The sequence below is a fragment of the Enterobacter cloacae complex sp. SHL009 genome (assembly GCF_049237205.1).
Classification (GTDB): Bacteria; Pseudomonadota; Gammaproteobacteria; order Enterobacterales; family Enterobacteriaceae; genus Enterobacter; species Enterobacter cloacae_M.
The window spans coordinates 220,732-241,674 of the sequence record NZ_JBMKIW010000001.1; the positions used below are offsets into that span (position 1 = coordinate 220,732).

A 20,943-nucleotide genomic window follows, 5' to 3' on the forward strand; every position below is an offset into this window, starting at 1 on the left:
GACGTTAATATTAACCTGAAGATTAAACATGACTGAATCTTTTGCTCAACTGTTTGAAGAATCCTTAAAAGAAATCGAAACCCGCCCGGGTTCCATCGTTCGCGGTGTTGTTGTTGCTATCGACAAAGACGTAGTACTGGTTGACGCCGGTCTGAAATCTGAGTCCGCCATTCCGGCAGAGCAGTTCAAAAACGCCCAGGGCGAGCTGGAAATCCAGGTTGGTGACGAAGTTGACGTTGCTCTGGACGCAGTAGAAGACGGCTTCGGTGAAACCCTGCTTTCTCGTGAGAAAGCTAAACGTCACGAAGCATGGATCACGCTGGAAAAAGCTTACGAAGAAGCTGAAACTGTGGTCGGTGTTATCAACGGCAAAGTTAAAGGTGGCTTCACTGTTGAGCTGAATGGTATTCGTGCGTTCCTGCCAGGTTCTCTGGTAGACGTTCGTCCAGTTCGTGACACTCTGCACCTGGAAGGCAAAGAGCTTGAGTTCAAAGTAATCAAGCTGGACCAGAAGCGTAACAACGTTGTTGTTTCCCGTCGTGCCGTTATCGAATCCGAAAACAGCGCAGAACGCGATCAGCTGCTGGAAAACCTGCAGGAAGGCATGGAAGTCAAAGGTATCGTTAAGAACCTCACTGACTACGGCGCATTCGTTGACCTGGGCGGCGTTGATGGCCTGCTGCACATCACCGACATGGCGTGGAAACGCGTTAAGCACCCAAGCGAAATCGTGAACGTGGGCGACGAAATCACTGTTAAAGTGCTGAAGTTTGACCGCGAGCGTACTCGTGTATCCCTCGGCCTGAAACAGCTGGGCGAAGATCCATGGGTAGCTATCGCTAAGCGTTACCCAGAAGGTACTAAACTGACTGGTCGCGTAACCAACCTGACTGACTACGGCTGCTTCGTTGAAATCGAAGAAGGCGTTGAAGGTCTGGTGCACGTTTCCGAAATGGACTGGACCAACAAAAACATCCACCCATCCAAAGTTGTTAACGTTGGTGATGTAGTGGAAGTGATGGTTCTGGATATCGACGAAGAACGTCGTCGTATCTCCCTGGGCCTGAAACAGTGCAAAAACAACCCATGGCAGCAGTTCGCGGAAACCCACAACAAGGGCGACCGTGTTGAAGGTAAAATCAAGTCTATCACTGACTTCGGTATCTTCATCGGCCTGGACGGCGGCATCGATGGCCTGGTTCACCTGTCTGACATCTCCTGGAACGTTGCAGGCGAAGAAGCAGTTCGTGAATACAAAAAAGGCGACGAAATCGCTGCAGTTGTTCTGCAGGTTGACGCAGAGCGTGAGCGTATCTCCCTGGGCGTTAAACAGCTCGCAGAAGATCCGTTCAACAACTGGGTTGCACTGAACAAGAAAGGCGCAATCGTAAACGGTAAAGTGACTGCAGTTGACGCTAAAGGCGCAACCGTAGAACTGGCTGACGGCGTTGAAGGTTACCTGCGCGCTTCTGAAGCTTCACGTGACCGCGTTGAAGATGCCACTCTGGTTCTGAACGTAGGCGACGACGTTGAAGCTAAGTTCACCGGTGTTGACCGTAAGAACCGTGCAATCAGCCTGTCTGTTCGTGCTAAAGACGAAGCTGATGAGAAAGATGCAATCGCAACTGTTAACAAACAGGAAGATGCAAACTTCTCTAACAACGCAATGGCTGAAGCTTTCAAAGCAGCTAAAGGCGAGTAATATCAGGTTCTCAGCATCATTTGCGCTGTAACGCATTTACAGCGTGAAGGATGAGGAGCAAACTTGACAGATTGCAGGATTCGTCCTGTAATCAATAACAAAGGGCGGCTACGGCCGCCCTTGTTTAATGAGCTGTTCAGCTAATTGGTTTGAAAGGAACCGGAGGAATCATGACCAAGTCAGAATTGATTGAAAGACTTGCCAGTCAGCAACCGCATATCCCTGCCAAGGCAGTGGAAGATGCCGTAAAAGAGATGCTGGAGCATATGGCCTCCACTCTTGCCCAGGGCGAGCGCATTGAAATCCGCGGTTTCGGTAGTTTTTCTCTGCACTATCGTGCTCCACGTACCGGGCGTAACCCGAAAACTGGCGATAAAGTCGAACTGGAAGGCAAGTACGTTCCACACTTTAAGCCGGGTAAAGAACTGCGCGATCGCGCCAATATTTACGGCAACTGAGTTTAGCCAGCCGGTTAAACTGGGTTCGAAAGAAAGCACCTGCGGGTGCTTTTTTTGTCTCTGTCGCTTTCCTTCTGAAGGTGCCCCGCATTTTTCCGTTTCGTTTTCTGCAAACCGATAAAAACAGAACAGCGCGCGCTGTAAAACGTACTTTTCCCATCTGACAATTCGCTCTGCCTGATTAGATACTGCCCCTCTGAAACAGGGAGGTAGCAATGGGAATTCCCGCGCTTAGCGTCTGCGTCATTCTGGCAATAGCCCCGTTACTCTGGTTACCTGAACTGCCATCACGCCACACCGTGTGGATAATGATCGTTGGCGGGGTCGTGCTGGCCGCACGGCGAAACGTACGACTGAAGTATGCGGGTCTCACGCTGTTATTTTGCGTGTGGGGTATTCTGGCTGCGAAGGAGAGCGTCTGGCCGATGCAGCATTTAACGACGGGGGCCGTGCAGGCTGAGGTAGCAATTACCGCCACAGATGGCGCAACGCAGCATCAGGGAAACATTCTCCGCGTTGATGGCAAGCGCTGGTGGGCCTCTACAGGTGTAACGCTGTATGGAAATTATCTGCCAAAGAAAGCGTGTGCCGGCCAGCGCTGGAGTATGACGCTCAGGCTCAGGCCTGCTCATGGCGAACTGAACGACGGCGGCTATGATTCCCAGCGCAGCGCTTTTGCCCGGCACCAAACGCTTAGCGGGCGTTTCACCCGTGCGGAACTCGTTGATGGACGCTGCAGCCTGCGAGCGCAATATCTCATATCACTGCAAAACCGCCTTTCTGCTTACCGATGGGGGGCGGTCATTCTCGGACTGGGAATGGGCGAACGTCTGGATGTGCCCCGGGAAATAAAAGACCTGATGCGTGAAACAGGGACGCTGCATCTGATGGCTATTTCGGGTCTGCATATCGCGCTGGCGGCATCCCTCGCTTGGTTACTCGCGCGTGGGATTCAGTTTTTATTACCCAGCCACTGGATCCAATGGCAAATGCCTCTTCTGGCCGGGTTATGCTTTGCCGCGATCTACGCCTGGCTAACCGCTCTTCAACCACCTGCGCTACGAACGGTCATCGCGCTGGCTGTGCTTGCAATGTTGCGTATCGCTGCCCGGCAATGGTCTCCATGGCAGGTATGGGTGTGCTGTATCGCGGCGATCCTGATAAGCGATCCCTTAGCCATACTCTCGCAGAGTCTGCTCTTGTCTGCATTTGCTGTCGCTGCGCTGATTTTCTGGTTTCAGTGGCTGCCTCTTCCTGGCTGGCACCGGGTACGACGTATACGGCCGCTGCTGAACCTGATCTATCTGCAGGTCGGCATGCTGATGCTGCTGATGCCGCTACAGGTTCTGATTTTCCATGGATTCAGCATCTCCTCCCTGGTCGCGAATCTCTTTGCCGTTCCCCTGGTGACGTTTGTCTCCGTGCCGCTGATCCTGCTCGGCATGCTGCTTCATCTGCTGCCGCTGGCGGCACCGGAAAGCGTCGTCTGGTTCGCAGCCAATAAGTCACTTGCGGGGCTGTTCTGGCTCCTCATGCGCCTGCCTGACGGCTGGCAGAGTGTCGATCAACGCTGGCAGTACATGACGCTACTGCCCTGGCTTATCATCATTGGCTGGCGCTTTCGTGCCTGGAAAACCCTTCCTGCCGTTTGTCTTGCAGGAAGTGTTTTACTCACATTTCCTCTCTGGAGAACGGAAAAAAACGAGAGTTGGACGCTGCATATGCTGGATGTAGGGCAGGGGCTGGCGATGGTCATTGAACGGCAGGGAAAAGCCATTCTCTATGATACCGGGCTCGCCTGGCCGGGCGGGGATAGCGCGCAGCGGTTGATTATCCCGTGGCTTCGCTGGCATCACCTGCGGCCTGAAGGCGTTATTCTCAGTCATGAACACCTCGACCATGCGGGAGGACTCGCATCGTTGCAAAAAGCGTGGCCGGACGCGTGGGTAAGAAGCCCGTTGCGCCAGGCGGGACATCGGCCCTGTTTTCGCGGGCAGAGATGGAAATGGCAGGGACTCTCCTTCACTGTCCACTGGCCCCCCGAAAATTACCCGGCTCAGGGAAATAACCATTCCTGCGTGGTAAAGGTGGACGACGGTGAGCAGAGCGTTCTGCTAACGGGGGACATTGAAGCGCAAGCGGAACAGGCTATGCTTAGCCATTACTGGCGTTATCTGACGTCCACGCTTATACAGGTGCCCCATCATGGCAGCAATACTTCGTCGTCATTGCCGCTGGTACAGCGGGTGGAAGGTCAGATCGCACTGGATTCCGCGGCCCGCTATAACGCATGGCGATTCCCGTCGGCAAAAGTTGTCCGACGCTATCGAAAAGAGGGGTACATCTGGCACGATACCCCTCATTCTGGACAAATATCGGTGACATTCTCGCAACATCACTGGCAAATCCGGCGCTTGCGAGAGCAATTTTTACCCGTTTGGTATCATCAGTGGTTTGGCGAGCCCGTCGATAACGGGTAGAATATGCGGCTATTTCAACGAATGCTGGTTTTTTGAATGCATAACGACAAAGATCTCTCCACGTGGCAAACCTTCCGCCGACTCTGGCCGATGATTGCACCCTTTAAAGCAGGCCTGATCGTGGCGGGTGTAGCGTTAATCCTCAACGCAGCCAGCGATACTTTTATGCTATCGCTCCTCAAACCGTTACTGGACGACGGTTTTGGTAAAACGGATCGCTCAGTGTTGCTATGGATGCCTCTGGTGGTTATCGGACTGATGATCTTACGCGGCATCACCAGCTATATTTCCAGCTACTGTATTTCCTGGGTATCAGGGAAAGTGGTGATGACCATGCGCCGTCGCCTGTTCAGCCACATGATGGGCATGCCGGTCTCGTTCTTTGACAAGCAGTCTACCGGGACGCTGCTGTCTCGTATTACCTACGATTCTGAGCAGGTTGCCTCCTCGTCCTCAAGCGCGCTGATCACCGTTGTGCGTGAGGGCGCGTCAATCATCGGTCTGTTCGCGATGATGTTCTATTACAGCTGGCAGCTGTCGATCATCCTTATCGTTCTGGCGCCGATAGTTTCTATTGCTATCCGCGTCGTCTCAAAGCGCTTCCGCAATATCAGTAAGAACATGCAGAACACGATGGGACAGGTGACGACCAGCGCGGAACAGATGCTGAAAGGGCATAAAGAAGTTCTGATTTTTGGCGGTCAGGACGTCGAAACCAAACGCTTTGATAAAGTCAGCAACAAAATGCGTCTGCAGGGGATGAAAATGGTCTCGGCCTCTTCCATTTCTGACCCGATTATTCAGCTGATTGCCTCCCTGGCGCTGGCATTCGTCCTGTATGCAGCAAGCTTCCCGAGCGTCATGGAGACGCTGACGGCGGGTACTATCACCGTGGTCTTCTCCTCAATGATCGCCCTGATGCGTCCGCTGAAATCCCTGACGAACGTCAACGCCCAGTTCCAGCGCGGGATGGCTGCCTGTCAGACGCTGTTCAGCATTCTGGATTCCGAACAGGAAAAAGATGAAGGTACACGCGAGATTGAGCGCGCCCGTGGCGACGTTGAATTCCGCAATGTCACTTTCGCCTATCCTGGACGTGAAACGCCGGCGCTGCGTAATATCAACCTGTCCATTCCGGCGGGTAAAACCGTGGCGCTGGTGGGTCGTTCCGGCTCGGGTAAATCAACTATTGCCAGCCTGATCACCCGTTTCTACGATATTAACGAAGGTGAGATCCTCCTGGACGGTCATGATCTGCGGGAGTATACCCTGCAGTCGCTGCGTAACCAGGTGGCGCTGGTCTCCCAGAACGTGCACCTGTTCAACGATACTGTGGCAAACAACATTGCGTATGCGCGCACGGATGAATACAGCCGCGAGCAGATTGAGAATGCTGCGCGTATGGCCTACGCAATGGACTTTATCAACAAGATGGATAACGGTCTGGATACGATAATCGGTGAGAACGGGGTGCTGCTCTCCGGCGGTCAGCGTCAGCGTATCGCCATTGCGCGTGCGCTGCTGCGCGATAGCCCAATTCTGATTCTGGACGAAGCGACCTCCGCACTGGATACGGAATCTGAACGCGCTATTCAGTCTGCGCTGGATGAGCTGCAAAAGAACCGTACCTCGCTGGTGATTGCGCACCGTCTGTCGACTATCGAGCAGGCTGACGAAATCGTCGTGGTTGAGGACGGTATCATTGTTGAACGCGGAAGCCATGCTGATTTGCTGGAACACCGCGGCGTTTACGCCCAGCTTCATAAGATGCAGTTCGGCGAATGATTGCACGCATCTGGTCCGGTGAATCCCCGCTGTGGCTGCTGCTTTTGCCGCTCTCCTGGCTTTACGGCCTGGTGAGCGGCACTATCCGTCTGTTTTACCGTCTGGGGCTGAAGCGTGCCTGGCGCGCGCCGGTTCCGGTGGTGGTGGTCGGTAATCTTACGGCGGGCGGCAACGGTAAAACGCCGGTGGTGATCTGGCTGGTGGAGCAATTGCAAAAACGCGGTATCCGCCCGGGTGTGGTATCGCGCGGATATGGTGGTAAAGCGGGGCGTTATCCGCTGCTGCTGACGGCGGAAACCACGACTGCCGAAGCGGGTGATGAGCCGGTATTGATTTTCCAGCGTACCGGCGCGCCGGTTGCGGTCTCCCCGATGCGCAGCGACGCCGTTCAGGCACTGCTTGCCGAACATGCGGTACAAATCATTATCACTGACGATGGCCTGCAACACTACGCCCTGGCGCGTGATAAAGAAATTGTGGTGATCGACGGGGTTCGCCGTTTCGGCAACGGCTGGTGGCTGCCGGCCGGACCTATGCGCGAACGCGCTTCGCGCCTTAAGTCCGTTGATGCGGTGATTTTGAACGGTGGTGAGGCAAAAGCGGGTGAAATCCCGATGTACCTGCAGCCAGGCCTGGCGATCAACCTGGTGACGGGTGAGCGCCGGTCGGTTGCTGAGCTGCCTTCACCGGTGGCTATGGCGGGGATTGGCCATCCGCCGCGCTTCTTTGCGACGCTGGAACAGTGTGGTGCCCGGCTGGAAAAACGCGTTCCGCTGGCCGACCACCAGGCGCTGGCGGAAGGGCAGGTAGACGCCCTGACCGTACCCGGGCAGTCGCTGATCATGACCGAAAAAGATGCGGTGAAATGCCGTGCCTTCGCGAAAGAAAACTGGTGGTATCTGCCGGTTGACGCTGAACTCAGCGGCGAGCAGCCGGAACGTTTGCTCAAGGAACTGATTGCGTTGGTGAAATAAACGCTTACGCGGTTCTGGTGGCGCTTTGACTGACAGGATAACGCATGTCTTTACCGCAACTCTCGCTTTCAGCCGCACGTCATTTACACCTTGCCGCGCAGGGGCTGCTTAAAAAGCCCCGCCGCCGCGCGCAGCCTGCCGATATTCTCTCGACCGTCCAGCGCATGTCGCTACTTCAAATCGACACCATTAGCATTGTGGCGCGAAGCCCTTACCTGGTGCTGTTTAGCCGTCTGGGGAATTATCCTTCGCAGTGGCTGGATGAGGCGCTCAGCAAGGGAGAGTTAATGGAGTACTGGGCGCACGAAGCCTGCTTCCTGCCCCGCAGCGATTTTGCCCTGGTTCGCCACCGTATGCTTGCTCCGGAAAAGATGGGCTGGAAATACCGTCAGGCGTGGATGCTGGAACATGCGGCCGAAATTGAGCAGCTAATCGCGCATATTCAGGATAACGGTCCCGTACGCTCCGCCGATTTTGAACACCCGCGCAAAGGCACCAGCGGCTGGTGGGAGTGGAAACCGCATAAGCGTCATCTCGAAGGGCTGTTTACCTCAGGCAAAGTCATGGTGATTGAGCGGCGTAATTTTCAGCGCGTGTACGACCTGACGCATCGCGTGATGCCGCACTGGGACGACGAGCGTGGCCTGCTTACCCAGGAGGCGGCCGAGGCCATCATGCTCGAAAACAGCGCCCGCAGCCTGGGGGTTTTCCGCACGCAATGGCTGGCAGATTACTATCGCCTTCGCCAGCCCGCGTTGAAACCGCTGCTGGACATCTGGCAACGCGAACAGCGCGTCATCCCGGTCACGGTGGAAACGCTGGGCGAAATGTGGCTGCATGCGGATCTCCTCCCGCTACTGCCTCTGGCCCAGGAGGGGAAACTTCAGGCAACCCACAGTGCGGTGTTGTCGCCTTTCGACCCGGTCGTCTGGGACAGAAAACGCGCCGAGCAGCTGTTCGACTTTAGCTACCGGCTGGAATGTTATACCCCGGCGCCAAAGCGCCAGTATGGTTACTTTGTACTCCCGCTGCTGCATAAGGGGCAACTGGTCGGGCGCATGGACGCCAAAATGTACCGCAAGACCGGCACGCTTGAAATCATTGCGCTTTATCTGGAAGAGGGCGTCAGGGTGACGGCGAGCCTGGAAAAAGGGTTAACGTCCGCCATTAGCGAATTCGCGCGCTGGCAGGGCGCCCGCGACGTGACGCTGGGTCGGGTACCCGACGGGCTGTTTACATCCTGTCGAAGTGGCTGGGAAACAGGCACTCCCTGAAAAGGGAATGTGTTAAGCTTTAGCGATTACCCATACGGAGGAACTATGGATCACCGTTTACTTGAAATTATTGCCTGCCCGGTATGCAACGGCAAACTCTACTACAGCCAGGACAAACAGGAGCTGATTTGCAAGCTGGACAGCCTGGCTTTCCCGCTGCGCGATGGCATTCCGGTACTGCTGGAAAATGAAGCTCGTTCCCTGGTGGCAGAAGAGAGCAAACCATGAGTTTTGTTGTCATTATTCCTGCGCGTTATGCCTCAACGCGTCTGCCTGGTAAACCGCTGGTGGATATCAACGGCAAGCCGATGATTGTGCATGTTCTTGAGCGTGCGCGTGAATCCGGTGCCGATCGCGTGATTGTTGCTACCGATCATCCTGACGTCGCCCGAGCGGTTGAGGCAGCAGGCGGTGAGGTATGCATGACCCGCGCCGATCACCAGTCCGGCACCGAGCGTCTGGCGGAAGTGGTTGAGAAATGTGGTTTCAGTGATGATACGGTCATCGTTAACGTGCAGGGTGACGAGCCAATGATCCCGGCGGTGATTATCCGTCAGGTTGCAGAAAACCTGGCTCAGCGTCAGGTTGGTATGGCGACGCTCGCGGTGCCTATTCACCACGCCGAAGAGGCATTCAATCCGAATGCCGTGAAGGTGGTGATGGATGCCGAAGGCTATGCGCTCTATTTCTCGCGCGCCACCATTCCGTGGGATCGCGATCGCTTTGCGCTCTCTAAAGAGACCATCGGCGATACTTTCCTGCGCCATATTGGGATCTACGGCTATCGGGCCGGTTTTATTCGTCGATATGTTACCTGGGCGCCGAGTCCGCTGGAGCATATCGAAATGCTGGAGCAGCTTCGCGTGCTCTGGTATGGCGAAAAAATTCACGTTGCCGTTGCCAGCGAAGTGCCTGGAACGGGCGTTGATACGCCGGAAGATCTTGAGCGCGTTCGCGCCGAGCTGCGCTAATATCGTCTGCATCCCTCCTGCCGGGGGGATGTCCTCTCCCCGTTAATTCCCCTTTCTTTTCCCTAATTGATCTCTTCCGAGTGACATCTTCCTTCTGGACGCTCATTATAAAAGCAGTAGTCTTAATGGGGGTAATCTCATATGGAACAGCTGCGTGCCGAACTTAGCCATCTGCTGGGTGAGAAATTAAGCCGGGTCGAATGCGTGAGTGAAAAGGCCGATACCGCGCTTTGGTCGTTGTATGACAGTCAGGGCAACCCAATGCCGCTGATGGCCAGAAGTTTCACCTCGCCGGGCGTTGCCAGGCAGCTGGCATGGAAAATGTCGATGCTGGCGCGGGAGGGAACCGTCCGTATGCCGACGGTGTACGGCGTGATGACCCACGAGGAACACCCCGGCCCGGACATGCTGCTGATTGAGCGTTTACGCGGCGTGCCCGTTGAAGCGCCCGCGCGCACGCCGGAACGCTGGGAGCAGTTAAAAGACCAGATTGTCGAGGCGCTGCTGGCCTGGCATCGTCAGGATAGCCGCGGGCTTGTCGGTCCGGTCGACAGCACTCAGGAAAACCTGTGGCCGCTGTGGTATCGCCAGCGGGTGGAAGTGCTGTGGGGAACGCTTAACCAGTTCAACAATACCGGTTTAACCATGCAGGACAAACGTATTCTGTTTCGCACCCGCGAGTGCTTACCGGCGCTGTTCGACGGTTTTAATGACAACTGCGTGCTGATCCACGGTAATTTCACCCTGCGCAGCATGCTCAAAGACTCCCGTAGCGATCAGCTTCTGGCGATGTTGGGGCCGGGGATCATGCTCTGGGCTCCGCGCGAATACGAGCTGTTCAGGCTCAGCGACAGCGGGGCGGCGGAAGGTTTACTGTGGCACTACCTTCAACGCGCGCCCGTTGCAGAGGCGTTTCTCTGGCGGCGCTGGCTTTACCTGCTCTGGGACGAAGTCGCGCAGCTGGTGAATACCGGACGTTTTAATCGCGCAAATTTCGATCTGGCAACAAAATCACTCTTGCCCTGGCTCGCCTGACGATCCCTTCAGCCACTGCCAGAGGCGTCCGAGCGTCTCATAACCGACGCGATCGCTATGCATCAGCCAGGCCGGGGAGGGGATCGCCCGTTCCCACGGGTTGAGCGGCGCGTCGATGGCCATCTGGTTTGCCGGTGCGGGAAGCGGGTGCAGGCCTTGCTTCTCAAAGAAAATCATCGCGCGCGGCAGGTGTGAGGCGGAGGTCACCAGTAAGAACGGGACATCGCCTATTGCCTGCTTCACTGCTGCAGCCTCTTCTTCGGTATCTTTTGGGCTGTCGAGAGTGATAATTGAGGAACGCGGCACGCCGAGTGATTCCGCTACTCTGGCACCTGCCTCAGCCGTACTCACCGGGTTCGTTTTGGCTGCCGCGCCGGTGAAGATCATTTTTGATCCCGGATTTGCCAGCCAGAGGCGAATGCCTTCGTTTAGCCGTGGCAGGCTGTTGTTGATCAGGTTTGAACTGGGGGCCCAGTCAGGATCCCAGGTATATCCGCCGCCCAGCACCACGATATACGCCACTTTCTGATTTCCCTGCCATGTTGGGTACTTATTTTCCATGGGGCGTAACAGACCATCCGCGACCGGCTGCAGGCTCAACAGCAGCAGGACAAACCAGCCGAGCGTAATAAGCGTTTTGCCACTCTTCTGAAAGCGACTGAACCACACCAGCGCCAGCCCCAGCGCGATGATGATGAGCAGCAGCGGAAGGGGAAGCATCATCCCTCCAATGTATTTCTTAAGGGTAAAAAGCATCCTTTTTGGTTCCTTTTTTGACCATATAGCAGGTGATTACCCGTGATATTACACCAGAGAGGTTCATTCTCCGCGCGGGTGTGACAAAATAGCGGTTTTGCAGTTAGCGAGTGGAACTCTCCCAATGCGGGATCGCAATTTTGATGACATCGCGGAAAAGTTTTCGCGCAACATTTATGGCACCACGAAAGGGCAGCTCCGTCAGACGATCCTCTGGCAGGATCTGGACACCATTCTGGCTACCTTTGGTGGGCAAACGTTGCGCGTGCTGGACGCCGGTGGCGGTGAAGGGCAGACGGCGATAAAAATGGCCGAGCGCGGTCATCACGTCACGCTTTGCGATCTTTCTGCTGAAATGGTCGCCCGCGCGACGCGTGCTGCAGAAGAGAAAGGTGTGAGCGACAACATGCATTTTATACAATGCGCCGCTCAGGACATCGCGCAGCATTTGGAAACCCAGGTTGATCTGATATTGTTTCATGCGGTGCTGGAGTGGGTTGCCGATCCGCAAAGCGTGTTACAAACCCTGTGGTCGATGTTGCGCCCGGGCGGCACGCTGTCGCTGATGTTCTACAATGCTAACGGCTTCCTGATGCACAACATGGTTGCAGGCAACTTCGACTATGTGCAGGTCGGGATGCCCAAAAAGAAAAAGCGCACGCTTTCCCCGGACTATCCGCGCGATCCACAGCAGGTTTATGGCTGGCTGGAAGCGATTGGCTGGCAGATCGTCGGGAAGACGGGCGTTAGGGTGTTTCATGATTATCTGCGTGAAAAACACAAACAGCGTGACTGTTTTGACACCTTAACAGAATTAGAAACGCGGTATTGCCGTCAGGAGCCTTTTATCAGCCTTGGCCGCTATATTCACGTCACCGCGCACAAGCCGCAGATGCAAGGATAACCTATGAGTGAATTTTCCCAGACAGTCCCCGAACTGGTTGCCTGGGCCAGGAAAAACGATTTCTCCATCTCGCTGCCGGTAGACAGACTCTCTTTCCTGCTGGCGGTTGCCACGCTGAACGGCGAACGGCTGGACGGTGAAATGAGCGAGGGTGAACTGGTGGATGCGTTCCGCCATGTCAGTGATGCGTTTGAGCAAACCAGCGAAACCATTAGCGTGCGTGCCAACAACGCGATCAACGATATGGTGCGTCAACGTCTGCTGAACCGCTTTACCAGCGAACAGGCGGAAGGAAACGCCATCTATCGCCTGACGCCGCTGGGCATCGGCATCACCGATTACTATATTCGCCAGCGTGAATTTTCCACGCTGCGTCTTTCCATGCAGCTCTCGATCGTGGCGGGTGAGCTTAAGCGTGCCGCCGATGCCGCGGATGAAAACGGTGACGAATTCCACTGGCACCGTAACGTCTACGCGCCGCTGAAATATTCGGTGGCCGAGATTTTCGACAGTATCGATCTGACCCAGCGTTTGATGGACGAACAGCAGCAGCAGGTGAAAGACGATATTGCCCAGCTGCTGAATAAAGACTGGCGAGCGGCCATCTCCAGCTGTGAACTTCTGCTGTCAGAAACCTCCGGCACGCTGCGCGAACTCCAGGATACGCTGGAAGCCGCAGGGGACAAGCTGCAGGCGAATCTGCTGCGCATCCAGGACGCGACGCTGGCGCACGACGATCTGCACTTTATCGATCGTCTGGTCTTCGATCTGCAGAGCAAACTCGACCGCATTATCAGCTGGGGCCAGCAGTCAATCGATCTGTGGATCGGCTACGACCGACACGTGCATAAATTTATCCGTACCGCGATTGATATGGATAAAAACCGCGTCTTTGCTCAGCGTCTGCGTCAGTCGGTGCAGACCTATTTCGATGCGCCGTGGGCGCTGACCTACGCTAATGCCGATCGTCTGCTGGATATGCGCGACGAAGAGATGGCGCTGCGCGATGAAGAGGTGACCGGTGAACTGCCGCCGGATCTGGAATACGAAGAATTTAACGAAATTCGCGAGCAGCTTGCGGCGATGATCGAAGAACAGCTCGCTGTCTACAAAACCAGACAAGTGCCGCTGGATCTTGGTCTCGTAGTGCGCGACTATCTGGCGCAATATCCTCGCGCGCGCCACTTCGACATTGCCCGCATTGTGGTAGACCAGGCGGTGCGCCTGGGCGTCGCGCAAGCAGATTTCACCGGACTGCCGCCGAAGTGGCAGCCAATTAACGATTACGGAGCCAAGGTACAGGCGCATGTCATTGACAAATATTGAACAAGTGATGCCCGTTAAGCTGGCACAGGCGCTGGCGAATCCGTTATTTCCGGCGCTGGACAGCCAGCTGCGTGCCGGTCGTCACATTGGCTTAGACGAGCTGGATAATCACGCCTTTTTGATGGACTTCCAGGAGTACCTGGAAGAGTTTTACGCGCGCTACAACGTGGAGCTTATCCGCGCGCCGGAAGGGTTTTTCTACCTGCGCCCGCGCTCCACGACGCTGATCCCGCGTTCCGTGCTCTCCGAGCTGGATATGATGGTCGGTAAAATTCTCTGCTACCTCTACCTCAGCCCGGAACGTCTGGCGAATGAAGGGATCTTCACCCAGCAGGAACTTTACGACGAGCTGTTGACGCTGGCGGATGAGAGCAAGCTGCTCAAGCTGGTGAACAACCGCTCCACGGGGTCGGATCTTGACCGTCAGAAATTACAGGAAAAGGTTCGCTCTTCCCTGAACCGTCTGCGTCGTCTGGGGATGGTCTGGTTTATGGGCCACGACAGCAGCAAATTCCGCATTACGGAATCTGTCTTCCGTTTCGGCGCAGACGTGCGTGCGGGCGATGACGCGCGTGAAGCGCAGCTTCGCATGATCCGCGACGGTGAAGCGATGCCGGTTGAAAACCATTTGCAGCTCAATGACGAGCATGAAGAGAATCTGCCGGATAGCGGGGAGGAAGAGTAATGATTGAACGCGGTAAATTTCGCTCACTGACGCTGATTAACTGGAACGGCTTCTTTGCCCGAACGTTCGATCTGGATGAGCTGGTCACGACGCTCTCCGGCGGTAACGGTGCGGGTAAATCCACCACCATGGCGGCCTTTGTTACGGCGCTGATCCCTGACCTGACGCTGCTTCACTTCCGTAACACCACCGAAGCGGGGGCCACAAGCGGCTCACGTGATAAAGGTCTGCACGGTAAGCTGAAGGCCGGCGTCTGTTATTCGGTTCTGGACGTTATTAACTCCCGTCATCAGCGTGTGGTGGTGGGCGTGCGCCTGCAGCAGGTCGCCGGTCGCGACCGTAAAGTGGATATCAAACCGTTTGCAATCCAGGGGCTGCCAACCTCCGTGCAGCCGACGGCGCTGCTCACGGAAACCCTGAACGAACGCCAGGCGCGCGTGTTGACGCTGCAGGAGCTGAAAGACAAGCTTGAGGCCATCGAAGGCGTGCAGTTCAAGCAGTTCAACTCGATTACCGACTACCACTCGCTGATGTTCGATCTGGGCGTGGTGGCGCGTCGTCTGCGCACGGCATCAGACCGTAGCAAATACTACCGCCTGATTGAAGCGTCGCTGTACGGCGGTATCTCCAGCGCGATTACCCGCTCCCTGCGCGACTACCTGCTGCCGGAAAACAGCGGCGTGCGTAAGGCCTTCCAGGATATGGAAGCGGCGCTGCGCGAAAACCGCATGACGCTGGAAGCTATTCGCGTTACCCAGTCTGACCGCGACCTGTTTAAACACCTGATCAGCGAAGCCACCAACTACGTGGCGGCGGACTACATGCGCCACGCCAACGAGCGCCGCGTGCATCTCGATCAGGCATTAGAATACCGTCGCGAGCTGTTTACCTCCCGTAAACAGCTGGTAGCGGAGCAGTACAAGCACGTTGAAATGGCGCGCGAGCTGGGCGAGCACAACGGTGCTGAAGGCGACCTGGAAGCCGATTATCAGGCTGCCAGCGATCACCTGAACCTGGTGCAGACCGCGCTGCGTCAGCAGGAAAAAATCGAGCGCTATGAAGCGGACCTCGATGAGCTGCAGATCCGTCTCGAAGAGCAAAATGAAGTGGTGGCTGAAGCCGCCGACATGCAGGAAGAGAACGAAGCCCGCGCCGAAGCGGCCGAGCTGGAAGTGGATGAGCTGAAAAGCCAGCTTGCCGATTACCAGCAGGCGCTTGACGTGCAGCAGACGCGAGCGATTCAGTACACCCAGGCATTGCAGGCATTACAGCGTGCAAAAGAGCTGTGCCATCTGCCTGACCTGACGCCGGACAGCGCCGACGAGTGGCTGGATACCTTCCAGGCAAAAGAGCAGGAAGCCACCGAGAAACTGCTCTCCCTCGAACAGAAAATGAGCGTTGCGCAAACGGCGCACAGCCAGTTTGAACAGGCTTATCAGCTGGTAGTCGCGATTAACGGCCCGCTGGCGCGTAACGAAGCCTGGGACGTTGCCCGCGAACTGCTGCGCGACGGTGTGAACCAGCGCCATCTGGCCGAGCAGGTTCAGCCGCTGCGTATGCGTCTGAACGAGCTGGAGCAGCGCCTGCGCGAGCAGCAGGAAGCCGAGCGTCTGCTGGCGGAATTCTGCAAGCGTCAGGGAAAAAATTACGATTTCGACGAGCTTGAGGCCCTGCATCAGGAGCTGGAAGCGCGTATTGCGGCCCTATCCGATACCGTATCAAACGCCAGCGAACAGCGTATGACCCTGCGTCAGGAGCTGGAGCAGATTCAGTCCCGTTCGAAGACGCTCCTGGAGCGTGCGCCGGTCTGGCTGGCGGCCCAGAGCAGCCTGAACCAGCTCAGCGAGCAGTGCGGCGAACAGTTCGAATCCAGCCAGGAAGTGACCGAATACCTGCAGCAGCTGCTGGAGCGCGAGCGCGAAGCCATCGTTGAGCGTGACGAAGTGGGCGCCCGCAAGCGCGACGTCGATGAAGAAATTGAGCGCTTAAGCCAGCCGGGCGGGTCAGAAGATCCGCGCCTGAATGCATTAGCCGAGCGTTTTGGCGGCGTGCTGCTGTCCGAAATTTATGACGACGTTGGCCTGGACGATGCTCCGTACTTCTCCGCGCTGTACGGTCCATCCCGCAACGCGATTGTGGTCCCGGATCTGTCGCTGATTTCTGAGCAGCTTGCCGGCCTGGAAGATTGCCCGGAAGATCTCTACCTGATCGAAGGGGATCCGCAGTCGTTCGATGACAGCGTGTTCAGCGTCGACGAGCTGGAAAAAGCGGTGGTGGTGAAAATTGCCGACCGTCAGTGGCGTTACTCCCGCTTCCCTGAGCTGCCGCTGTTTGGCCGCGCCGCGCGCGAAAGCCGCATCGAGAGCCTGCACGCCGAGCGTGAAACACTGTCTGAACGTTTTGCGACCCTGTCGTTTGACGTGCAGAAAACCCAGCGTCTGCATCAGTCGTTCAGCCGCTTTATCGGCAGCCATCTCGCCGTAGCGTTTGACGCAGATCCGGAAGCCGAAATCCGCAAGCTGAACACCCGCCGTAGCGAGCTGGAACGTGCGATTGCAAGCCATGAAAGTGATAACCAGCAAAGTCGCGTTCAGTTTGAACAGGCGAAAGAGGGCGTCGCTGCCCTTAACCGCATTCTGCCGCGCCTGAATCTGCTGGCGGATGACACGCTGGCTGACCGCGTGGATGAGATCCAGGAGCGTCTGGATGAAGCGCAGGAAGCCGCGCGTTTCGTTCAGCAGCACGGCAATCAGCTGGCGAAGCTGGAGCCCGTCGTGTCTGTCCTGCAGAGCGACCCGGAACAGTTCGAGCAGTTAAAAGAAGATTATGCCTGGTCGCAGCAGGTGCAGCGCGAAGCGCGTCAGCAGGCGTTTGCTCTGACGGAAGTGGTGCAGCGTCGCGCGCACTTTGGCTACTCCGATTCGGCTGAAATGCTGAGCGGTAACAGCGATCTGAACGAAAAACTGCGTCAGCGCCTTGAGCAGGCGGAGGCGGAACGTACTCGCGCCCGCGAAGCGATGCGCAGCCACTCCGCTCAGCTGAACCAGTACAATCAGGTGCTGGCCTCGCTGAAAAGCTCCTTCGATACCAAGAAAGAGCTGTTAAACGATCTGCAGAAAGAGCTTCAGGACATTGGCGTTCGTGCCGACAGCGGGGCGGAAGAGCGTGCGCGTATTCGTCGTGACGAGCTGCATTCTCAGCTCAGCAATAACCGCGCGCGTCGCAATCAGCTGGAAAAAGCGCTGACCTTCTGCGAAGCCGAAATGGATAACCTGACCCGTCGCCTGCGCAAGCTGGAACGCGACTATCACGAAATGCGCGAGCAGGTCGTGACCGCCAAGGCGGGCTGGTGCGCGGTGATGCGCATGGTGAAAGACAATAACGTTGAGCGTCGCCTGCACCGTCGCGAGCTGGCGTATCTCTCTGCCGATGAGCTGCGTTCCATGTCGGATAAGGCGTTGGGTGCGCTGCGTCTGGCGGTGGCGGATAACGAACACCTGCGCGACGTGCTGCGTATGTCGGAGGATCCGAAACGTCCGGAACGTAAAATTCAGTTCTTCGTGGCGGTTTACCAGCACCTGCGCGAGCGTATTCGTCAGGACATTATCCGTACCGACGATCCGGTCGAAGCCATCGAACAGATGGAAATCGAGCTGGGCCGCCTGACGGAGGAGTTGACCTCCCGCGAGCAGAAGCTGGCGATCAGCTCCCGCAGCGTGGCGAACATCATTCGTAAAACTATTCAGCGCGAGCAGAACCGTATCCGCCAGCTGAACCAGGGTCTGCAGAGCGTGTCGTTTGGCCAGGTGAACAGCGTGCGCCTCAACGTCAACGTGCGTGAGGCCCACGCGATGCTGCTGGAAGTGCTCTCAGAGCAGCACGAGCAGCATCAGGATCTGTTCAACAGCAACCGTCTGACCTTCTCCGAAGCGCTGGCGAAGCTGTATCAGCGCCTGAACCCGCAGATTGATATGGGGCAACGTACGCCGCAAACCATCGGTGAAGAGCTGCTGGACTACCGTAACTACCTGGAAATGGAAGTTGAGGTAAACCGTGGCTCAGACGGCTGGCTGCGTGCGGAATCCGGGGCGCTCTCTACCGGTGAAGCGATCGGTACCGGGATGTCAATTCTGGTGATGGTGGTACAGAGCTGGGAAGATGAAGCGCGCCGCCTGCGCGGCAAAGATATCTCGCCATGCCGACTGCTGTTCCTGGATGAGGCGGCGCGACTTGATGCCCGCTCAATTGCCACGCTGTTCGAGCTTTGCGAACGTCTCGATATGCAGCTCATTATCGCGGCGCCGGAGAACATCAGCCCCGAGAAGGGCACCACCTACAAACTGGTGCGTAAGGTGTTCCAGAACAGCGAACACGTTCACGTTGTCGGTCTGCGTGGCTTTGCGCCGCAGCCGCCGGAGTCATTGCCGGAAACCACGGCGGACGCTTCCTGAAGCATGTTCTGTCCCGAAGCGGCGCACTGGCGCCGCTTTTTTTTAAACTTAACTTGTGCTTGGGGCTGCGTTATCTTTAAACTTCTTTACATAAGGTAAGGCAACAGCTTAGCCGTCTACCTATAATGAAAGAAAGCCCCAGCGTGATGGGCATGTCGTGAAAACAGGGGGCAAGGGATGTTGCTAAAGAAAGAATGTGGTCGTCAGCTGTCTGCGCTGAGTTTATGCCTGGCAGTGATGTTTGCTCCGCTGTTAACCGCCCAGGCCGACGAGCCTGAAATTGTGCCGACTGACAGCTCGGCAACGACAGGCGCTCAGCCAACGTCGTTGTCCCAGCCGCTGGAGCAGTCTCCGGCGACGGCTATCATGGCCGGAATTAAACCGCTGCCGGAAGGCATCGACGCGGAATCGCTCAGTCAGCAGCTGCAGTCGGGGCTGCCATCAGGCTACACGCCTGTCTATATCAATCAGCTCACGCTCCTCTATGCCGCCCGCGATATGAAACCGATGTGGGAAAACCGCGATGCCGTGCGCGCCTTCCAGCAGCAGCTGGCGGAAGTCGCGATTGCAGGGTTTCAGCCGCAGTTTACAAAGTGGGTTGAGCTGTTAACCGATCCTGCCGTCACCGGGCAGGCGCGTGATGTGGTGCTTTCCGATGCCATCATGGGCTACCTGCAGTTCGTGGCGGGTATTCCGGTCAATGGCAACCGCTGGCTGTACAGCGATAAACCGTACAAGCTGGCGACGCCGGCGCTGTCGGTGATTAACCAGTGGCAGCTCGCGCTGGACAATGGCGAACTGCCGCGCTTTATCGCCAGCCTCGCACCGGCGCATCCACACTATGCCACTCTGCACCAGTCGCTCCTCGCGCTGGTGGGGGACACGCGTCCATGGCCGCAAATGCGCGGTACCGCGACGCTGCGTCCAGGGCAGTGGAGCAGCGATGTTCCTGCCCTGCGCGAGATCCTGACGCGTTCCGGTCTTCTTGACGGCGGGCCAAAGATTGCACTTCCGGGTGACGATCCACAAAACGTCGCCGTCAGCCCATCAGCGCCAGTAAAAGAGAAGAAAGCCGTTGTTCTGAGCAACAAACCCGCGGCTTACGATCGCGAGCTGGTTGCGGCCGTTAAACAGTTCCAGGCCGCTCAGGGGCTGGGGGCCGATGGCGTCATTGGCCAGACGACGCGCGACTGGCTGAACGTATCGCCTGCGCAGCGGGCAGGGGTGCTGGCGCTCAATATCCAGCGTTTGCGCCTGCTGCCGGGAACGCTCTCTACCGGGATTATGGTAAACATCCCGGCGTATTCCCTGGTCTATTATCAGGATGGTAGCGAAAAACTGGCGTCGCGCGTGATTGTCGGGCGTCCGGATCGTAAAACACCGATGATGAGCAGCGCGCTGAATAACGTGGTGGTTAACCCGCCGTGGAACGTGCCGCCGACCCTGGCGCGAAAAGACATTCTGCCGAAGGTCTGGAACGATCCGGGTTATCTGGAACGTCATGGCTATACGGTGATGCGTGGATGGAACAGTAAAGAGGCTATCGATCCTTATATGGTCGACTGGTCGACAATCACGGCGTCAAACCTGCCGTTCCGTTTCCAGCAGGCACCGGGGGCGCATAACTCTTTAGGGCGTTACAAATTCAACATGCCGAGTTCTGACGCTATCTATCTGCACGATACGCCGAACCACAATCTGTTCCAGAAAGATACGCGCGCGCTGAGTTCTGGCTGCGTGCGCGTGAACAAAGCCTCGGAGCTGGCCAATATGCTGCTGCAGGATGCGGGCTGGAACGATACGCGCATTTCGGATGCCCTGAAGCAGGGGGATACGCGTTACGTGAATATTCGGCACAATATTCCGGTCAATCTTTACTATCTGACTGCGTTTGTGGGCGAAGACGGGCGTACTCAGTACCGTACAGATATTTACAATTATGATCTCACCGCGCGATCCGGCGCACAAATTTTGCCAAAAGCGGAACAATTAATCAGGTAAATGAAGCAGTTCGGGAAAAATGATTGTCGTAAGTTAGGGTGAATAAGGGGCTATATCGCTGCAAGCCGCGTATTCACTGGGGTTGGGCGCCTTGACGTACCCGGTTTTGCCAGTTAAGGTGCCCTTCGTGCGCTAAGCATA

At 56.5% G+C, this 20,943-nt stretch carries 15 protein-coding genes; 14 read left to right on the forward strand and 1 reads right to left on the reverse strand.

The window, feature by feature from the left end; translation table 11 throughout:
• The first annotated feature begins 28 nt into the window (after positions 1 to 28).
• The 9 genes from rpsA to ACOTZC_RS01045 all read left to right on the forward strand — a co-directional run bounded on the left by rpsA (position 29) and on the right by ACOTZC_RS01045 (position 10,679).
• Positions 29 to 1,702: a 30S ribosomal protein S1 gene (gene rpsA, locus ACOTZC_RS01005; RefSeq protein ID WP_008499966.1), complete on the forward strand. Its 1,674-nt coding sequence runs from the start codon at positions 29 to 31 to the stop codon at positions 1,700 to 1,702.
• A gap of 170 nt (positions 1,703 to 1,872) precedes the next feature.
• The gene (gene ihfB / locus ACOTZC_RS01010; protein WP_008499965.1) at positions 1,873 to 2,160 is read left to right on the forward strand and encodes an integration host factor subunit beta; all 288 of its coding nucleotides are present in this window, start codon (positions 1,873 to 1,875) and stop codon (positions 2,158 to 2,160) included.
• A 215-nt stretch (positions 2,161 to 2,375) separates the two neighbouring features.
• Positions 2,376 to 4,640 carry a ComEC family protein gene (locus ACOTZC_RS01015; protein WP_126302796.1) on the forward strand — a complete coding sequence of 755 codons (2,265 nt, stop codon included), beginning with the start codon at positions 2,376 to 2,378 and terminating at the stop codon, positions 4,638 to 4,640.
• Positions 4,641 to 4,676: 36 nt separating this feature from the next.
• Entirely contained in the window at positions 4,677 to 6,425 is a 1,749-nt protein-coding gene (gene msbA, locus ACOTZC_RS01020) for a lipid A ABC transporter ATP-binding protein/permease MsbA (RefSeq protein WP_023310998.1), read from the forward strand.
• Positions 6,422 to 7,399, forward strand: coding sequence for a tetraacyldisaccharide 4'-kinase (gene lpxK / locus ACOTZC_RS01025; RefSeq protein ID WP_126302795.1), 978 nt, complete (start codon positions 6,422 to 6,424; stop codon positions 7,397 to 7,399). Before msbA ends, lpxK begins: the two co-directional genes overlap by 4 nt.
• Positions 7,400 to 7,443: 44 nt before the next feature.
• A complete protein-coding gene (locus tag ACOTZC_RS01030; RefSeq protein WP_421635550.1) occupies positions 7,444 to 8,673 on the forward strand; it encodes a winged helix-turn-helix domain-containing protein in 1,230 nt (409 codons plus the stop codon).
• 45 nt (positions 8,674 to 8,718) lie between these two features.
• Positions 8,719 to 8,901 (forward strand): protein YcaR, encoded by a 183-nt coding sequence (ycaR, locus tag ACOTZC_RS01035; RefSeq protein ID WP_006174474.1) that lies wholly within the window; start codon positions 8,719 to 8,721, stop codon positions 8,899 to 8,901.
• Positions 8,898 to 9,644, forward strand: coding sequence for a 3-deoxy-manno-octulosonate cytidylyltransferase (gene kdsB / locus ACOTZC_RS01040; RefSeq protein WP_023311001.1), 747 nt, complete (start codon positions 8,898 to 8,900; stop codon positions 9,642 to 9,644). Before ycaR ends, kdsB begins: the two co-directional genes overlap by 4 nt.
• A gap of 141 nt (positions 9,645 to 9,785) precedes the next feature.
• On the forward strand, positions 9,786 to 10,679 hold the full coding sequence (locus ACOTZC_RS01045) for a YcbJ family phosphotransferase (protein ID WP_421635551.1): 894 nt from the start codon (positions 9,786 to 9,788) through the stop codon (positions 10,677 to 10,679).
• On the opposite strand, the gene elyC is transcribed toward ACOTZC_RS01045, so the two are convergent.
• Entirely contained in the window at positions 10,656 to 11,435 is a 780-nt protein-coding gene (gene elyC, locus ACOTZC_RS01050; protein ID WP_248168971.1) for an envelope biogenesis factor ElyC, read from the reverse strand. The two genes, ACOTZC_RS01045 and elyC, sit on opposite strands and share 24 nt — an antisense overlap.
• A 124-nt stretch (positions 11,436 to 11,559) precedes the next feature.
• On the opposite strand from elyC, the gene cmoM reads away from it, so the two are divergent.
• From cmoM to ldtD, 5 genes are all read left to right on the forward strand, one after another.
• The gene (gene cmoM / locus ACOTZC_RS01055; protein ID WP_023311004.1) at positions 11,560 to 12,339 is read left to right on the forward strand and encodes a tRNA uridine 5-oxyacetic acid(34) methyltransferase CmoM; all 780 of its coding nucleotides are present in this window, start codon (positions 11,560 to 11,562) and stop codon (positions 12,337 to 12,339) included.
• Between the two features lie 3 nt (positions 12,340 to 12,342).
• Complete coding sequence (mukF, locus tag ACOTZC_RS01060) at positions 12,343 to 13,665, forward strand: chromosome partition protein MukF (protein ID WP_023311005.1); 1,323 nt, start codon at positions 12,343 to 12,345, stop codon at positions 13,663 to 13,665.
• Positions 13,646 to 14,350 carry a chromosome partition protein MukE gene (gene mukE, locus ACOTZC_RS01065; RefSeq protein ID WP_008499954.1) on the forward strand — a complete coding sequence of 235 codons (705 nt, stop codon included), beginning with the start codon at positions 13,646 to 13,648 and terminating at the stop codon, positions 14,348 to 14,350. Before mukF ends, mukE begins: the two co-directional genes overlap by 20 nt.
• On the forward strand, positions 14,350 to 18,801 hold the full coding sequence (gene mukB, locus ACOTZC_RS01070) for a chromosome partition protein MukB (protein ID WP_045404138.1): 4,452 nt from the start codon (positions 14,350 to 14,352) through the stop codon (positions 18,799 to 18,801). Before mukE ends, mukB begins: the two co-directional genes overlap by 1 nt.
• Positions 18,802 to 18,978: 177 nt before the next feature.
• Positions 18,979 to 20,802: a L,D-transpeptidase gene (gene ldtD, locus ACOTZC_RS01075; RefSeq protein ID WP_047173352.1), complete on the forward strand. Its 1,824-nt coding sequence runs from the start codon at positions 18,979 to 18,981 to the stop codon at positions 20,800 to 20,802.
• Positions 20,803 to 20,943: the final 141 nt, after the last annotated feature.

Bases quoted from the DNA above. Each gene is read 5' to 3' on its own strand.
- mukB (WP_045404138.1), top strand. From the start codon at position 14,350: ATGATTGAACGCGGTAAATTTCGCTCACTGACGCTGATTAACTGGAAC.
- elyC (WP_248168971.1), bottom strand. From the start codon at position 11,435: ATGCTTTTTACCCTTAAGAAATACATTGGAGGGATGATGCTTCCCCTT.
- ldtD (WP_047173352.1), top strand. From the start codon at position 18,979: ATGTTGCTAAAGAAAGAATGTGGTCGTCAGCTGTCTGCGCTGAGTTTA.
- mukF (WP_023311005.1), top strand. From the start codon at position 12,343: ATGAGTGAATTTTCCCAGACAGTCCCCGAACTGGTTGCCTGGGCCAGG.
- ACOTZC_RS01030 (WP_421635550.1), top strand. From the start codon at position 7,444: ATGTCTTTACCGCAACTCTCGCTTTCAGCCGCACGTCATTTACACCTT.
- ycaR (WP_006174474.1), top strand. From the start codon at position 8,719: ATGGATCACCGTTTACTTGAAATTATTGCCTGCCCGGTATGCAACGGC.
- kdsB (WP_023311001.1), top strand. From the start codon at position 8,898: ATGAGTTTTGTTGTCATTATTCCTGCGCGTTATGCCTCAACGCGTCTG.
- ACOTZC_RS01015 (WP_126302796.1), top strand. From the start codon at position 2,376: ATGGGAATTCCCGCGCTTAGCGTCTGCGTCATTCTGGCAATAGCCCCG.
- cmoM (WP_023311004.1), top strand. From the start codon at position 11,560: ATGCGGGATCGCAATTTTGATGACATCGCGGAAAAGTTTTCGCGCAAC.
- lpxK (WP_126302795.1), top strand. From the start codon at position 6,422: ATGATTGCACGCATCTGGTCCGGTGAATCCCCGCTGTGGCTGCTGCTT.
- mukE (WP_008499954.1), top strand. From the start codon at position 13,646: ATGTCATTGACAAATATTGAACAAGTGATGCCCGTTAAGCTGGCACAG.
- ACOTZC_RS01045 (WP_421635551.1), top strand. From the start codon at position 9,786: ATGGAACAGCTGCGTGCCGAACTTAGCCATCTGCTGGGTGAGAAATTA.
- ihfB (WP_008499965.1), top strand. From the start codon at position 1,873: ATGACCAAGTCAGAATTGATTGAAAGACTTGCCAGTCAGCAACCGCAT.
- rpsA (WP_008499966.1), top strand. From the start codon at position 29: ATGACTGAATCTTTTGCTCAACTGTTTGAAGAATCCTTAAAAGAAATC.
- msbA (WP_023310998.1), top strand. From the start codon at position 4,677: ATGCATAACGACAAAGATCTCTCCACGTGGCAAACCTTCCGCCGACTC.